Here is a 16321-nt window from a genome sequence, read left to right as displayed (position 1 = left end):
ATAACGCCGACCGATACTCAATTAGCGCTTGTAGTCCTTTCCTGCAGGTCCAAAGACCGGGAAAATACCAGGGACCATAATTTGCGGTCGCGCAAACGGTCATGGACGGGAGAATTACTGCGCGTGACTTCTGGCCAATCGATCCCGTACTGGTTGACGCCGCCCGTTACCGCAGCTTCCAGCGACCCGCCCGCTTCGTCTATATCGACGATGTCTCTCCGGTGCAAATTCCACGCATCCCGGCCATGGGCGGTGCGAAGGACACTCCTTCGAAGATAGGGCTGCTGCGGCTTTGACGATCTGCCTGAACGGAGCCGGTGGTGACTTGGCTTCCCGTGCCAGCGGTCACACTGGACTTAGCTCTCACCGCGTCGGTGAGATGCACCACGTGAGAAAACCACATGTCCCCGATCGAATACGTCCGCGAAGCCTTCTGTCACCGTCACGGTCTCGTGCGTCAACTGCTCACGGTTCCGACGGTGGGCGTTTTTCTCACTACCACGCGCTCACCAGCCCCATGCTGAACCGGCTCATCTATTGAGCTTGAAAGCAACGCTGCTTCGCGAACATCGCGGCGTGCTCGCGCTCGCATCAACCGGCGGAATTGATCTGACGAGCTCCAGTTCAACAGGGATTCGTAGACAAGTGCGCCGGCACTGCCACGCCGCGTTTCGATCATATACCGGCGTAGGCGAGCGTCGGTCATGATGCTTCCCTCCCGGTGCGGAAAAACGCCGCTGTCGCTTGGAGGATCAGCGAAACGATCGAGTGCCTATAACACGTTACAACATGGCCCTAATCTGGGTGATCGTAACCCATCGAAAAAGTGTTGATTTTATTGACGTCGATTTGTTCCAATTTTACGTCACCCTCCCAAACGGAAACACTTTTTGGCGCTCTCGCCGAGTACATTCCGCCGCTCGTCGATACAGAACGGAACGTTTGCTTCGCGGATTAAGACGGGTATCCGGATTCCACGCTCGATCGCCTCGACGCGCAGGCACGTACAAACTGGGAGTTCCTGATTGATGCGTGTTGTGGTGGGTGATGCCACATCGCACGGCACGGCCCTCGTGTCAGAAGTTGGGGTCATTAGGGCGTCCTATACCGCATCCGTGGATCACGACGTCACGATGCCGAGGATTGTGCCGCATGTACTCCTCGCAGAGGCGTCAACGTGAAACGGGGTCTCGGGTATATACAACCGGTATTGTGCACGCGTCTGACGCGCGATGTGCCCGGTGTTTCGCTATGCGCGCCCAATGGATGGCTGGCGCGCATAGCAAGCTCCGACAGTTGCGACGCGATTGCCGGGCGACAGGCGCGGCGAGACGCAAATCCTCAGTGACCAAACACGGGGGCGCCGTTTAGGGTGATACCAGGCAGATGCTCTGAGATCGGCCGCGGCCCTCGACTTTTGCCGAGCTGGACCGTTGCCCCAATGGCGGCGTGCTCAACCCGTCGCGCGCCGTGTCTCATCCGTTGATCGAAAGAACCCTAGGCCTGGTTGCGGCGCACCATTCCGCCGGAATAAGTGGGCGAGAGACGGCGAAATTTCCGGTCTTTCTCACAAAGTCGTCATAACGCGTTATCGCCTGGAACGTCGTACTTTAAACAATTCCCGGATTGGGGGCCCTGGCGTGACGAGCTGGATAAGAGCGCGTCTTCTCAGGACGTTAACGCCACGCGATGACCGGTAGCCGCAGCGGGGGTGAAAGCTATCGGCACTTCACAGCATGTGGAAAACCACTACATATGAAAAGCGTGCCCGCCTGGGTCGACCTTGGTCCCAATGACGCGACAGCGCTTCCGCACAATGCGCGGTTGTCGACGATGTTCCCTTGGGGTAGCTTGATACAGTCCAAGGCGTGGGGTCGTCATTTAAGCTGTGTTTTGTAACGCTGCCCTGGCTGCGGTTCCGGCGCCCGATCTGCTTCAACCCCGCCTTCTCCTCAGGCTTCACGCTCCTGTCCTTCGTCGGGTTCACACCCGAGCTGACGCTCGTCACAGAATAAAAGCTAACTGCCGCTATCCCGACGACCAACAAGAAGGTCGCAGACGATCCCGCTTCAGTTGCCTATTTTCCCGAAGCGTTGCCTTGACTTTCGCCTCCACATGGCATGCTGAACTTACTGAAAGTTGTTCTACTCAGCGAGGTGTATGCCAGCGGTCGGTTAATCGACCGTGCTAACTCGCCAACTTTCGACGTCCACGGCCTGATGGACAACCTCAGGATTGCAGCACCTGCAGACTTTGGATCGCTATTTCATGACGCGCGCCCACGATCGCATTTGGAATTGCGAGTAGACCGTATCAGGCGCGCCGTCTGCAGAGATAGAACGTACGGCTTACGTGACTCCACGTCGCGTTCACAACATCAGCAATCCTGATGAAATTCATAAGGCATAAACGTAGGCCGGAGGTGAACTTTTGGCCGACGCTCTGCAGTCAACGAAAGGAGAAAAAATGGAACACGTTAAGGCGCTGCTTTCTCTCGCGGCAAAGGATGCCTCAAATGACGCCTCCTGCAGTCGGAGCTTGATCAAAGATCCGAAAAAATTGGATGGCAACCGCGATGGGTGGACGGCGCAGCGACGTAGTTTGTGTTTGCCGTTAGCAAAACAGGTTGCGTCGATACTGAAGGCAATGACCGACTGTGCATTCGTTGTGCGCCGCGGAGTGGTGCTGGAGCACGCACCGGGGACGCTCAACCCAGTGACTTGGGTAGATTGTCTTGCTGTCTCTCCCTTCGGAGTGTTCGTCATCGACCAGTACGATTGGATCGGAACTGTAAAGCGCTCGATGAACGAAGAAGAGCTTCTCGTACGTGAAAATTCTGGCGTCGTCTGCGTTAAAACTTCTCCGTTGCGCAGGGCAAAACCGGCTCTGCGACACCTGCGGCCGATCCTCGGCGAATACAACTGTCCGGTTGGGTGCATCGCCGTATTTGCTGACCCGCATTGTGCGCTTGACCCCACGTTGCCGGAAGCAATCCTGCAAGGTTTCGAGCTGCACCACTTTATGCGCACACGGTTGAACCGCTTCCGCGACAGTCACTTTCGATATCTCGACTCCAGGATGATCGCCGGACATTTGCAGTGGCGCTGTACAGACTGGGGGCGCGGTTGATGCATGCAATGCGGTGCCAACAAAGCCAAAAGGCGAGGGAGAACGAGTAGTGAGCGACAACCAGGGGGCGCACCGGTATCGGAGGCCGTGTCGTGAACCCGGGGGCGTTGATCGACAGCTACGCTTTTCATCGGACTACGCGTCTGCCGACGGGCGCGGATCCTTGTTAGCACTCGCACGCTCTCGACGGCATCTGCTGTCTAGTTGCGCGGGGAAAGGCACCCTCTTTTTCGCAGTTTTCCGCCCGATGAATGACACGGAGGAGGCTATATTTCTTGCACACCCCGCATTATTAACGCATCGACCGGAACGAGCGGAGCCGTTCCATTGGGCGTCGTCCTTGCTTCCTACGCCTTCCATGCGAAGGTGCGTCTCGGCGCCCCCTTTTTCCTCGCCGCTGGGACTATTACTCATGATCTCGTTAGGGTCCGGAACGCGACAGCGTTCTCAATGGAGCAGCGTCCTTCTTGTGTTATGAAGCGTCGTAGGCTGATCGGGTTTTCGGAGCCGGTCATAAAATTAATTTTCATCATGGAGTGGCTCATGGAAATAGTCGTTGTTGAACCGTGCTACGAAGGTGGGAATGTTCTTGCCGATTGTGTCCTGCTAAATCGCGAATTAGCTCAGATAACCCTGCCGCCGCGTTTGTCATCTCTTGTGGAAATTCTTGACCAATCCGACTAGCGTAAATCGTTCATGGAGGAACGCGGCAGCGTTCGATTCCCCGTTGAGCACGATCGGGAGCGCGGCTATTTCATCAACTTCGATGCCGCCTCCCGTACGAAACGTGCTTCTGGCGTTAAGTGGCCGGTTTCGCCGACAGCCGGACAGCGAAAACTTGCATGGTGAGCATCCATGTGCGCCCGCCTGAGGTCGAGGACCGGGTGATGCCAGGTCACTGGGAAAACGACTTCATCACGGGCGGCAACCAGTCTTCCGTCGGCGTGCTGGTTGAGCGCACCAGTCGCCTGCTGCTGCTGGTGGACATGGATGTCGCCACCGCCGCCACCGGCGTGTGCGTGTACTTCTGCGATCCCCACAGTCCATGGCAACGCTGTACCTGCGAGAACACCAACGGGCTGCTGCGGCAGTATCTGCCGAAGGGCACTCACCTCTTGATCTACAGTCAGGACGAACTCGATGCCATCGCCGACAGCCCCAACTGCCGACCTCGCGCTACCCATGCATTTGAGTCGCCATTCGAGGTCTTAGAACGTATGCTTGCAACCGCTGCGATAATCTCAGCTTCCATTCATTACCCGCTGTTGCGCTTCACCTTTGAGACCGCCGTCAAATACAAAGCGTTTTTGCGAACCGATACTTACCATTCTCATCATTGGCAAGCCGATGACGTTTGACGCGAACACTGAGTCCAGTTAGCTGGTTGTGGAGGAAACCGGATTCCAGCAGCACCATCCTGATGCAGGTGATTTCCAGGAGAAGCAGCTCAACATCAACGCATTGCTTCGAGCGCGCTTCGACAAAGCCTGCAAGCAAGGCCACATCAAGGTCCTGCAGCCGGAATGGATACGACGGGTACGGAGCAATGGACTGTTCAAATTCGAGCCAGACCTTGGCCATGATGGCGCGCATCATGTCGTTGCATCCGATCTTGTCGGCGCAACGCTTGACCTGCTCCAAGAGCGAGGAATCGGACATGGACGTCTCTCAAGTGGAAGGATGCTGTTCCATTAACGCGTCGTCTGCCGGACATGCCAGATCGTGCGCCCCATTGGGTTGGCCGATAGGATAGCCGCTTAGCGCGCCATGTCGGCGTTTTGCCAGAAGGCGCGCTGTCGCCCGCGGTAGTTTGCTCGGTGGGCGGCGACGATCGGCTTCGATATTGTGCAGTGATATATGCCCCTCGAACCTCTCCCGGATCGGCTGGCAGTAGTGTCCAAGAATCATCTGGATGCGGGTAGGGCCGTGTCCAAGCGATTCGCTGAGTTCCACCAAAACCTCGTAGGGCGCCATTTCCGCCTCCAGCATTTCGACTGCACTCTTGAGCGCATACGTGTAACGAAGTGAATGAAAGCTGATTGGCCCGACCATACCAGCCCGGCGGAGCAGTGCTTTGAGTCGATTCATTGCTGATCTGAGCGTCTTGCCGTTGCCAGTAATCAATTCGAGATTGTATTCGCGAGCGTACGCGAGCGCGGAACGGATTGCTTCGATCGTCTGCGGGCGCTCGCTCTCGATGATCCGCACTTGCCTCGGCCTTGCGTTTTTCGAGCCACGCATCAGCGGAAGCGTGGAATCGCCGCGCACGAGTGCGTCAAGCCACATTCCGAGATCGCGTGCACACATCAGCGCCTCCTTGCGTCGAAGGCCGAGATGCAGTGCGAGCGATATCATGTGCATGAGCCCTTGGTCTATCCCTTTCGCTCTGCCGATCAACTCGTCAATTTCAGTCGGGTTCAGGGCCCGTTTTGTCCCTTTCCTTACTCGTCGAACGAGTTGAAGTTCCTTGTTGTTGCACACCTCGTCAATGTTCCGGCCGGCAAGGCGTGATGTGACACGAACAGCCGAAAATATGTTCGCAAGGGTGCCCGCGGTTTTGCCCTGCGCCATGCAGTATTGGGCATAGGCATGAATCACCCATTCCGGAATTTCACTGACCGATGCGCGTAGTTCCCCTAGCTGCCTGGCAAAGCGCAAAAGGCCTGTTGTATCGAACCGCCTGTTCTGCTGAGTTGCAAAGCTGCCTCCTGCTTTTTTGCTGCTTACTGCGGAATTGTGTATGGCCTTTGACATCATGCTCATGAGCTAGCTCCCGGCTGTGACCCGCATGTCAACTCATGTTCGCCCGCGGGGGGAGGCAAACACGGCCCCAGTCACGATGAGCTCGTGACAGATCCGGAATACGTTCGGATGTCTGCAATGACGGGCTCGGCCGGGGCGGGGCGAGCGCGTACGTAAGCAATTGAATTCGGGGAGAGGGCCGGGTAATGCGTTGAGCTGTGGGATCCGGTTACGGATAGGCCCTTGGTGAAAGCAGGTTCTGGATGGAAAGTGGAAGCCCGCGAAGAGGAATTGCGTCAATGCGGGAGCGGTGAGTGGCGAGTGTCTGACAAAGACACTCCTTCTGCACCCGTCATGGGAGCAGACGCCGCGATTGGAGCGCTTGCGGCCTTCATCCGGAGATGAATGAATCGCAAGGTTTGTCTTGATGGATACCGCGCTGTATATCGCAAGGAGAGGATGCTTCCTCGACATCGGGAAGACATTGGCGGCATGGCCGCGTCACGAACACCGCTCGTATCTGTGGCGTAGGCGTCAGGGAGCGAATCCCTCGTACGTTGAAAAGACTCGCCTGTACGGAACTTCCGTTGGCGAGCGATCACTTACCGCACAGGCGGTAACTGGTCGCGACGCGACACCGACTGCGCGTGCTGGCCTGAAAGAGTGAGAGAGGCACCACGCGAATGACGCTGTGGGAACTTCTTGCTTTGGAAAAGGCTCAATCTCGATTGAGCCGTGCACGCCCGATTCATGTTGATGCTGCTAACACGAACTTGGCAAAGTGCTTTGCTTCGCCGTGAGGCTGAGCAATGCTTGTATAGAAATTGGGCTAAAAAGCCCCCTAACCCCCAGCAAGGGGTGTAATGGTCGATGCTCGTGACGTGAGCGAACGGTACTGCAATCATTAGAACATAGCTGCAGAGATAGCAAAAGGGGGGTGTCGCTTTCGCACAAAGAGCAGGTCGCCGCAGCATGGGCAACGTCCTCGAGTGGCCCGCGACGCAACACTATGTGGTGACCTTCGATCGCACACCAGTCCACGGTCGGCGATTACGTTCGGCCCCCATCCTGGCGCGCTTCCTTGCCTGACCAACGGGTTGGCGGCGTACGTCACTGCGAATGGGGAACGAGAGAGATTCTGTTGTCTGGCCAACGCAGATTTGAGCAATCGTTGAGCGAATCGTAGTCAGTCGGTGACAGCCGCATTGTCTCAGCGCGGTACATCAGTGGGGAGTAAGGTGGCCGCCACGATCGACGCAAACAGCGTGGCCGCGTCCGCGAAGTGCTCCAACGAGAAATTGGCCGATCCGCGCAGTGCTCTGAAAAGTCGTCCCTTCCGCGCGGCCTGAAGGCTGAATATCGCGGGTTACGTGAGCGTCAGTGTGTTCGCGCTCAGATGGGTGGCCGTCTGGAATACGGTAATTCGCGTGTCGGCCGGTAGGTCGTCGGCGCATGCGGCCGTGCGAAATCCCGGTCACCGATGGTATGGCAGTAATGTGGGCAGTGCAGTTCTCTCCGGTGCAACGCGACGGCGCGCGGTTGCGGTTCCCTCTGGGACGAAGCTGCGACCGATGAACGTCGCGCAATGAGTTGCCTCCTCTGCCGGCGCGCACCACGGTTCATCATCCAGCCCACGCCTACAAACATTACATTGAGTCCAAATAACGGCCATGCGATGTCCATGCTGGCTCCCCGCTGTTTCGGTGTGTCGAGCATAGCATGGGTACCGTGAGCCGCCGGCTTGCCAGTTTTGACGGCGTGGGGGTATATTCACGCCTGCGTCCACAACGCATCGATCTTGCACTGCCATAGCCGTCCGTATTTTGCGATCGGCCTGTCGGCAAAGCCGTTCGCCCGTACGCCTCTGGTTGGCTCTCTGGACACTGTACGCGCTCCTTGGCACTGTGAGTTTTAGTGCCTGTCTTTCGGCTGTCCCTCCTCCTTCCCTTTTTTCTTCTTTGCGAACTTCTGACGGCCATCCCAGTCTAGGCGGCGTGTAGCGTCGGCCGTTCCAACTTCACCTCTGACTGCGTCTCGATGGCATCTAGCCATCGTCTGCACACTTCCTTGCCCGTGGCGCGCGCGGCCCGATAAACAGCGCACTCAAACGGCAGCGCGCTCGCCGCGCCGCTGAACGCCGGTCGGTGCCGGTGTGGCATCGACCAAGTCACGGAATCAATACAAGGAAAACAAACATGTACATTCTTTACGAATACCGGTACGTGATTGCCTGCAGCAGTCTGCCGCATGAATTCAGGCGGGAATTCCGCAGGCTTGCCCGGGGCCGTGTCACGTCGACGTATGATTGGCGCACTCGGGCCAAGGATCCTGTGCCGGCTGAAACCCAATGCCGGCGGGTGGCGGAGGTATTGGCGGGTTTTGAGGCGCTGCGCGCCAGCGGGTATGCTTTACAAACACCGTGGAACTTCGGCAGCAAGCATTTGCGGGTCCTCATCAATCGCTGGTCCACGCAGCGGCTGACATCTGAAGAGGCGGCCGAGAGGCTCGAGCATTGGCGCCAGTTTTTGCAATGGATCCGAAAGCGCCAGCTCATCGCTTTACTGAGTGCGCCTCTCACCATGGGTGCGTCGAGTGTCGAGAGTAGACATGTCCAATGCTCGCGTGCGGCAGCCTACTCGCGACCAGACATACCGATGCTCACAAGCGATAAGGTCATGGAGGCCCTCACGGAACACCGTGGCGACCTGCGCAAGGCGGCCCGCGCGCTGGGGACAACCACGCATTCTGTCTGTGAGGCCCTGAACGATGGTCAGCCACGAGAAAAGCGGCTTCCTCCCGGGTTCACGATCCTGACCTGATGCTTGACTTCCCGTAGCGCTCGATACGCTGGTTTCACCTACATAAACAAAGGAGAAGCCAGCATGCTGATTCACACTATCTTCGGGCTCGCGAGTGCATTGCTGTATGCGTCTCTGAGCTTTAACGATAAACGGTCGGCTAAAGAGGAAGTTCGAGAAGCGCGGGCGGTCTCTGCCCGAGGGCCGGGGGAAGAAGGAGAGAGGGAGGTGTCAGCCGAGCTGCGCTGGCACCTCACGCGTTTGTGCGGCGAAAACTGGGAAGTATTGGATGGTCTCGTTCTGATTCATGCGCCGGGGAGCACCTTTCCGACTGCTGAAATCGATCATCTGGCGATTACGCCGTTCGGAGTCTTCGTGGTCGAAACAAAGCATTGGGCTGGTGTGGTCACACACGGTGAGACCGACGACACGTTGACGCTCACGCCGGTTGACGGACAGCGGTGTGTGCGCACCTCGCCGATGAAGCAGAATGCGGCGAAGGTGCGGTTTTTGCGCAAACTGCTTCCGCCGCGGCTGTGGATCGTCGAAGGGCTCGGTGTCTTTTCGAATGACGCGGCAATGGTGGCACCCACGCTTCACGCTTCCAACGGCGCTGCTTGAGCGTAGTGAACTTTACCGGCACCTGCGGGTGCGACAGCAGCAGTTTGCGCGCACGGGGACAGGGCGCCTGCCCGTTCGCAAGATAGTTGACGCGATCTTGCAGCATGCAGACACGCGCCCCGAGGCTCTCGTTGAACACCGACAACGAATCCAGGAGGGCCGCTCGCGCGGCCAAGGCTAGTCCTTGACCTAACACTGCTGACACGAGGAGGGGTTAACTGTGCTCACCGTCTCCTCTGCCTGACCACCATCCACCGTGGTGACTTGAACCGCACGATACTCACGTAGAGCCAGACATACGTCGCGGCGAACACCACCACGAAGCAGAACAGATGCAGCGTATGCCGCCAGAACAGCGTGGCCGGCACGACCGCGATCAGACACAGCAGCCACAAGTACGGGGACGTCAGCGAGTTACGCCGTGTCAATTCACGTGCGGTATCGTCGAGTACGTCATCGATGACCGTGGCGACGATACTTCGAATCGCCAGCGCGCCCAGGTTGGGGCTTGAGCTCTTGTAGGTTCGCGTGGCTCGCCAGCAAGATCGCTAATTGATCAGCTGCGTTTGGGCGAACGGCGGTCGAAATCTGCGAGTGCGCATTGGTCGCTAGGCATGCGCGAGCTTTGCTTTTCTTCTGTTTCGAAGACGCAGCGGCGCATGAGTTGCACGTGCAAATATCGTTGCTTCGTCCGGCGTTCTGCTTATTATTCAAAGGGTTAGGGCGGCTGCCCGGAAATCACGTGTCTGAGCCAGTTCAGACACCTCTTTACCCTTTGGTAACTATCCAGCGGAGCAGCGCACGATACGGCCGTTTTGTTACGGCTAACGTAAGAAAACGGCATGGGGCGTTTGCAGGATCTGGAGAAAAGGGGCGCCGGGAAAAGTCCCACCGTGAGTTCGCTACACGCCCCTCTTGGCCGTTCGTCGCGTCTGGGGCCAGCCATGCCCGGTGTGTTTTATGGACGGGTGATGTCCCTGAGACCAAGAGGCCGGCCGGGCGGAAGCTGTCTTGCGACGATGCGCCCACGCGTCTCGCGCCGCATAGATGCCCGAATCGCGGAGCTTTCCGGGTTAGCTGTCTGAACCGGCTAAATCGTCGTCCGGTCATCGGTGCGGTGGGCAAGATGTTGTCGCCTTCCCATACACGGTGCTTGATCGCGTATTGTCATCCATTCGGTTCCTGTTTCGGACTGTTGCAGCCATACCTGAGAAATAGCCGCGTCTTCCCAGCTGCCGAAGATGCGCTGCGTATGGGGGCGGACGATATAGCGCAAAATGACTATGGGCGGCCGCCTCCACTCAACGCAGACTTGCTCGAACCCGGCTCGGGTCACCTGGGACTGGGTGACCCTGTCTGCGGGGACAACATAAGCCGCGTGAACATGTGCCCGCCGCGATTTACGCACAGCAGGGCATCAAAGCTCCCGAATAGTTCTCGCGTGGGAAATCACCCACCGCGCTGCGGTTTCAATGTTAGCCTCCCGCGCAGCTTGAAATGCCGCACTACCCGGTTTTCGAAACTGCCAGTCTAATCAGGCGAGAAGTTCGACCGACGAAAAAGCGGTGATTCGCGTGCCGTCCCGTAGGCCCGCCACGCCTGATGTCGTGCGAAATCTTGGTCGCCGATGCTGTGACCACAATGCGGACAGTGCAGCTCTCCGGATTGCAAGGCAGGGGCTTTCGGCGCTTCTGACCGGGGCGAAACGAAGCCCGATGATCGCCGCCGGATGCGCTGCGCTTTCCGCTCGCTTGAACTGCGGTTCATCGACCAACCTATCCCTAAGAGTATTGCATTGAATCCAAGTAACGGCCATGTGAGTTCCATGCTAGTCCCCGCTGTTTGGGCTCATTTAGCATAGCACGCGTACCTTTCCTGCGGAGTTGCCCTTGACCGCATTGAGGGCACATCTTGCTCTGCTCTGGCTCCTCCTTTTTGCTGTCTACTGCGGAATTGTGTATGACCTTTGCCGATATACGCAACTTCACCAGTGGGGAGAATGCGTCTGAACACTTCTGCACATCCGCAATTGGAGGTCGCCTTGATTCGCGGCCAAAACTCAGAGATATTTCCTCGCGTCTTGAGCAGCCGAACAGGATATTAACGCTGCGCGGGCCGACGCCGATTTGATAGGAAAACTTGACACGCGCGGCGGACACTGCGGATATGAACACCAGCCTGATACTAGACCTGCAACGCTCGTTTCATGTCAAACTCGGGTCGACGCGCCGATACAGGAAGGTGAGAAACAAGAAATCCTGTGAACGGAGACTCGTGAACGTGCTCGCCACGATTGCAAAGGAGCGGGACACAATCATGTTGTTGAGAGTTTTTCGCCCTCTGTTGTATTCCGGCGGCTTATTGTAAGAGGCTGATTCTCAGATAGAATTTATTACTCGGCTACGCTGGCCATATCGTTTAACATTAATATACTGACATTGAGAGGCGCCTTGAGAAAACGTAAAATCATTGTCACTGTCGGCACCCGCCCCGAAGCAGTGAAGATGGCGCCGCTGATCAAGCAACTGCAACATGAAGAATGGGCAGACTGCCGTGTGCTCGCGACGGCGCAACACCGGGGTATGCTTGATCAAGTACTGCGTCTGTTCGAGATCAAACCAGACATTGACTTGGATATCATGCAGCCGAACCAGTCTTTGCCCACGCTAACCTCACGACTAGTAACGAAGTTAGACGAGGTACTCGCGACTGAGGAACCAGATGTTCTTCTTGCGCAAGGGGACACGACTACAGTCCTGACGGCAGCGCTAGCGTGCTTCTACCGGCGAGTACCTTTCGGGCACGTCGAAGCGGGTCTTCGAACAGGCGATCTTTCGAATCCGTTTCCGGAGGAAATGAACCGCGTGGTCGCGGGCCGGATGGCACGTTGGCATTTCGCGCCGACAACCTGCGCGAAGGAAAATTTGCTTCGGGAGGGAATTGATCAGTCGAGTGTGTTTGTTACCGGAAATACCGTTATCGATGCGTTGCTGGATGTCGCCAAACGTTGCGACGGTGCGTCACCATATAAAGGCGATCGACGATTGATTCTCGTGACGTCGCATCGTCGCGAGAATTTTGGTGAGGCGTTTCAAAACATATTGCGAGCGATTAAAACAATCGCAGACGAGAACGTCGACATTCAAGTGCTTTATCCCGTTCATCTGAATCCAAATGTACGGACGGGCGCGTACGCATCCCTGGGCGATCATCCTCGTATTACACTCTGCGAACCGCTTGACTACCTGCCATTTGTCGCCGCGATGAAACAAGCTTATTTGATCCTGACGGACTCGGGAGGCGTGCAAGAGGAGGCACCGGCGCTAGGCAAACCCGTGCTCGTCTTGCGACGAGAGACGGAGCGCCCTGAGGCGGTCAGGCACGAAGTGGTAAAGCTGATAGGTACGGACTACGCTGATATTGTCAGCAATACGCAACGCTTGCTCGATAACCCTGCAGACTATAGGCGTATGGCGCGTGGCGTATCGCCATACAGTGATGGCCTAGCCTCCGGACGGATTGTTCGTATTTTGAAGGGATATTTCGACTTATCCAACTGAACAGGGCGGGACATGGCCGTTCCTTTATGAATCGAGTGGAGGCAACAGATCTTAAACGATCGCTGTGCTTTCGCGTTGACGGCTCGTTCCGCTTACCTGCGGTCAATGCTGGGACGGCTTCGCCTGTTGGGCGAATGCGCCCAAGGGGTAGTCATTGGCTGGTGAAGGTCTCATATCTGCGATGAAACGATCTGCGTGGCGAACATAATATAATTTGCACCGCCAGCACTTACGCGGTGTAATCGATCAGGTTGTGGACCGGCAATGGCACCTCAGGATTGCCTGAGGGAGGGCCTGCTAGACAGATCAAGGCTCGGTGGCGCTCGCTGACGCTCTGAGGGCGCTGGCAGGAGTTCGGAAGTACGAAGCGCGACACAACATCTTTATAGCGTTGCGCCCCCGGGGACACTGCGGCCGCGCTGTCTTTGGGACGATTGGACTGCTGCGAAGCCGCAACAATGGCGTAGGTGTCAACCTATGTCGGAGCAGGTCACCGCTTGGCCCGCCTTACCACCATCCATCTCGGTGACTTGAACCTCACGATGCTCACGTAGAGCCACACGTACGTCAACGCAAACACGACCACGAAGCAGAACAGATGCAAAGTATGCCGCCAGAACAGCGTGGCCGGCACGACCGCGATCAGACAGAGCAGCCACAAATAGGGCGACGTGAGCGAATTGCGGCGCGTCAGTTCGCGCGCGGTCCTCGCGCCCACTGCCCAGCGCATCAGCCGCTTATACACCAGCATGTGCAGATGCACGCCGTCGGGGATGCCGGGCGACATGCCGCGAATAAACTTCTTCCGGTAGATCGAGAAACAGGTCTCGAAGATCGGATACATGAACAACAGCACGGGGTACCAGGCCGACACGTCGCGATTGCGCATCACCAGCATGATCGACAGTTCGGCCAGCATGAAGCCGATGAAATAAGCGCCGCCGTCGCCGAGAAAGATCAGCCCCGCCGGGAAATTCCAGATGAAGAAGCCGAGCACCGCACCCATCATCATGAACGACGCGGACAGCACGATCGGATCGGACACCTGGAACGCCACGTAGGCGAGCGAGGCGAACATCATGAACGCGACCATCGAGGCGAGGCCATTGAAGCCGTCGATGATATTGATCGCATTGGCGAGGGCGGCAACCGCCAGCACCGTCACCGCGCAGGAGATCACCGCATACGAGAGCAGGAAGTCGAGCGGCGGCACGCTGATGCGCGTCACGGCGATATTCAGGAGGAAATAGGCGAGCGCGGCGGCCGCCATCGTGCAGACGAGCCTCGCGAGCGGCGACACGCGCTTGGTCAGATCTTCGACCAGCCCCGAGCCGAAGGCCGGCATGCCGCACGCAATCAGCCCGAGAATGCCGCCTGACACGGCCGGGTAGGCGTGATGCAGCTGCACGGCGGAGACGATCAGCCCGAGCAGAATCCCGGTCCCGCCGATGCGCGGCACCGGGCGCGCATGGAATTTCTGCACGCCGGCCAGATCGGTGTCGGTGGAGAATTTTTCATGCAGATGCGCATAGCGCACGATCAACAGCGTGATCAGCAGAGAAACGAGAAAGCCGAGCGCAAAACTAAGCATGAAAGTGGGCCTGAGCGAAGACGCCGAATTATACAAACGAAACGCCCGCCGCCTTGAAAAGCGGCGGCTCGGCACGATTGCGCGACGATCCCAGATAGTGAGGCGCAAACTGCCCGAAAACGCCCGCCAGTCATGGATTTCACCTATCTAGCGGGGGCTGCAGGAGGTCGTTAACCTGGATGCGGCGAAGTGTCATTCACGCGTAAAAAAACAGCGCATGCACCTGCCAACCTGTTTTTCGCCGCCGATCGCAAGACGTTCCGGAGACCCAATGCTTAATAACATCACAATTCGTGGCGGCCTGACGCTGGTGATCAGCGTATTTGTCGCTTTCCTGCTGACAGTGATCGGTGTCGGCTACGGCGCGCTCAAGCTCGCCAACAGCAGCCTCGACGACACGCAGCGCAGCGCGGCCGCGCTGTCTCATCTGAAGGCCAGTTCCGAAAAGCTGTTGCGAGTCCAGCTTGCGCTGGGTTCTTATCAGACGCTCTTTAGCGTCGGCAAGCAGACCGATGAACTGTTGCCGGCCGCGCACAAGGTGCTGGTCGAATCGAACAAGGACTTCCGCACCTACATGTCCAGTCCGTTTGCCAACGACAACGAACGGAAGCTCGCGCAGAGCGTGGAGCAGGCGCGCAGCGCGCTGGTTGATAAGGCGATCGAGCCCGAGTTCAAGGCGCTGGCCGACTTCGACTTCAATACTTTCCGCAACATTCAGGGCGAGACGGCGAACGGCTTTTACGCCGCCTATTCGAAAGCGATCGACGCGCTCGAGCGTTCCCAGGTAGACAGCGAGCATCAGCAAGCTGAAACGGCGGCGCAGCGGTTCCAGATCGCGACGCTGCTGTTCGCCGCGATCGGCGCAATCGCGATCGTGATAGGCGTGGCGGCGCGCATTGGTTTGTCAGCGGCGTTGATCAAGCCGGTCAACGCAACCGTCAAGCACTTCGAACGCATCGCCGCCGGCGATCTGACGGGTGCCATCAAGGTCAAATCGCGCAACGAGATGGGTCAATTGCTGGCAGCGCTGACGAAGATGCGTGACGGCCTCGTCGAGACCGTATCCAAAGTGCGTGGCAGTACGACGGCGATCACGCAGGGGGCGAACGAGATTGCATCGGGCAACGCGGATCTGTCCTCGCGAACGGAGCAGCAGGCGGCGGCCCTTCAGCAGACCGCCGCGAGTATGGAGCAGTTGTCGGCCACGGTGAAACAGAACGCCGACAACGCAAAGCAGGCGAACCGGCTCGCGCATGGCGCGCTCGACACGGTCACGCGCGGCGGCACGGTGGTTTCGCGCGTCACCGAAACGATGGATGGAATCAGCGAGTCGTCGCGCAAGGTGACGGAAATCATCGGCATGATCGAAGGCATTGCGTTTCAGACCAACATTCTGGCATTGAACGCGGCGGTCGAAGCGGCGCGGGCCGGCGAACAGGGGCGCGGCTTCGCCGTGGTGGCCTCGGAGGTGCGCAGCCTCGCACAGCGCTCGGGAGCGGCTGCGAAGGAAATCAAGGAATTGATCGGGGAATCGGCCGCCAAGGTTCAGGAGGGCGCATCCCTCGTATCGGACGCGCAAAAGACGATTCACGAAGCCATGAGCGCCGTCGAACGCGTGACCGGCGTGATGAACGAGATCGAGGCGTCCGCGCTCGAACAGAGTGATGGTATCGAGCAGGTCAATAAAGCGGTCTCGCAGATCGATGAAGTCACGCAGCACAATGCGGCACTCGTCGAAGAAGCTGCTGCTGCGGCGAAATCGCTGGAAGAGCAGGCGACGATATTGCGCGATGCAGTGGCGGTATTCCAGATGGCTTAGTAAATAGAAGGCCGCGCTTCTTTGGGGCGCGGCATCAGGATTGAACGCCGCCTTTTGTGTT

General features: G+C 57.8%; 9 protein-coding genes and 2 pseudogenes. 7 read left to right on the top strand and 4 right to left on the bottom strand.

The annotated features are described in order from the left end of the window. Positions 1-101: 101 nt before the first annotated feature. From P0D71_RS11605 to P0D71_RS11595, 3 genes and pseudogenes are all read left to right on the top strand, one after another. Entirely contained in the window at positions 102-296 is a 195-nt protein-coding gene (locus P0D71_RS11605) for a hypothetical protein (protein WP_408480072.1), read from the top strand. A 2170-nt stretch (positions 297-2466) separates the two neighbouring features. Then, a complete protein-coding gene (locus tag P0D71_RS11600) occupies positions 2467-3129 on the top strand; it encodes a nuclease-related domain-containing protein (protein ID WP_408480070.1) in 663 nt (220 codons plus the stop codon). An 806-nt stretch (positions 3130-3935) separates the two neighbouring features. Further along, a pseudogene (locus tag P0D71_RS11595) lies at positions 3936-4361 on the top strand (IS30 family transposase); the annotation flags it as partial. Between the two features lie 58 nt (positions 4362-4419). On the opposite strand, the gene P0D71_RS11590 reads toward P0D71_RS11595, so the two are convergent. Next, complete coding sequence (locus tag P0D71_RS11590; protein WP_408480069.1) at positions 4420-4788, bottom strand: hypothetical protein; 369 nt, start codon at positions 4786-4788, stop codon at positions 4420-4422. A gap of 9 nt (positions 4789-4797) precedes the next feature. Continuing rightward, positions 4798-5892 (bottom strand): integrase domain-containing protein, encoded by a 1095-nt coding sequence (locus tag P0D71_RS11585; RefSeq protein ID WP_408480068.1) that lies wholly within the window; start codon positions 5890-5892, stop codon positions 4798-4800. Positions 5893-8066: 2174 nt separating this feature from the next. On the opposite strand from P0D71_RS11585, the gene P0D71_RS11580 reads away from it, so the two are divergent. After that, positions 8067-8690, top strand: a complete 624-nt coding sequence (locus P0D71_RS11580) for a hypothetical protein (protein ID WP_408480066.1) — start codon at positions 8067-8069, stop codon at positions 8688-8690. 3 nt (positions 8691-8693) lie between these two features. Beyond that, a complete protein-coding gene (locus P0D71_RS11575; RefSeq protein ID WP_408480064.1) occupies positions 8694-9290 on the top strand; it encodes a nuclease-related domain-containing protein in 597 nt (198 codons plus the stop codon). A 224-nt stretch (positions 9291-9514) separates the two neighbouring features. Here the strand turns inward: P0D71_RS11575 and P0D71_RS11570 are convergent. Next, a pseudogene (locus P0D71_RS11570) lies at positions 9515-9730 on the bottom strand (glycosyl transferase); the annotation flags it as partial. A gap of 2010 nt (positions 9731-11740) precedes the next feature. Here P0D71_RS11570 and wecB point away from each other — a divergent pair. Continuing rightward, positions 11741-12850: a non-hydrolyzing UDP-N-acetylglucosamine 2-epimerase gene (gene wecB, locus P0D71_RS11565; RefSeq protein WP_408480063.1), complete on the top strand. Its 1110-nt coding sequence runs from the start codon at positions 11741-11743 to the stop codon at positions 12848-12850. A 490-nt stretch (positions 12851-13340) separates the two neighbouring features. Here the strand turns inward: wecB and P0D71_RS11560 are convergent, their stop codons facing one another. After that, a complete protein-coding gene (locus P0D71_RS11560; protein WP_408303678.1) occupies positions 13341-14441 on the bottom strand; it encodes an MraY family glycosyltransferase in 1101 nt (366 codons plus the stop codon). A gap of 271 nt (positions 14442-14712) precedes the next feature. On the opposite strand from P0D71_RS11560, the gene P0D71_RS11555 reads away from it, so the two are divergent. After that, positions 14713-16260, top strand: a complete 1548-nt coding sequence (locus P0D71_RS11555; protein ID WP_408480061.1) for a methyl-accepting chemotaxis protein — start codon at positions 14713-14715, stop codon at positions 16258-16260. Positions 16261-16321 lie beyond the last annotated feature (61 nt).

Source organism: Paraburkholderia sp. RL17-383-BIF-A, assembly GCF_046028015.1.
Classification (GTDB): Bacteria; Pseudomonadota; Gammaproteobacteria; order Burkholderiales; family Burkholderiaceae; genus Paraburkholderia.
This window is presented reverse-complemented; position numbering and strand designations above follow the sequence as displayed.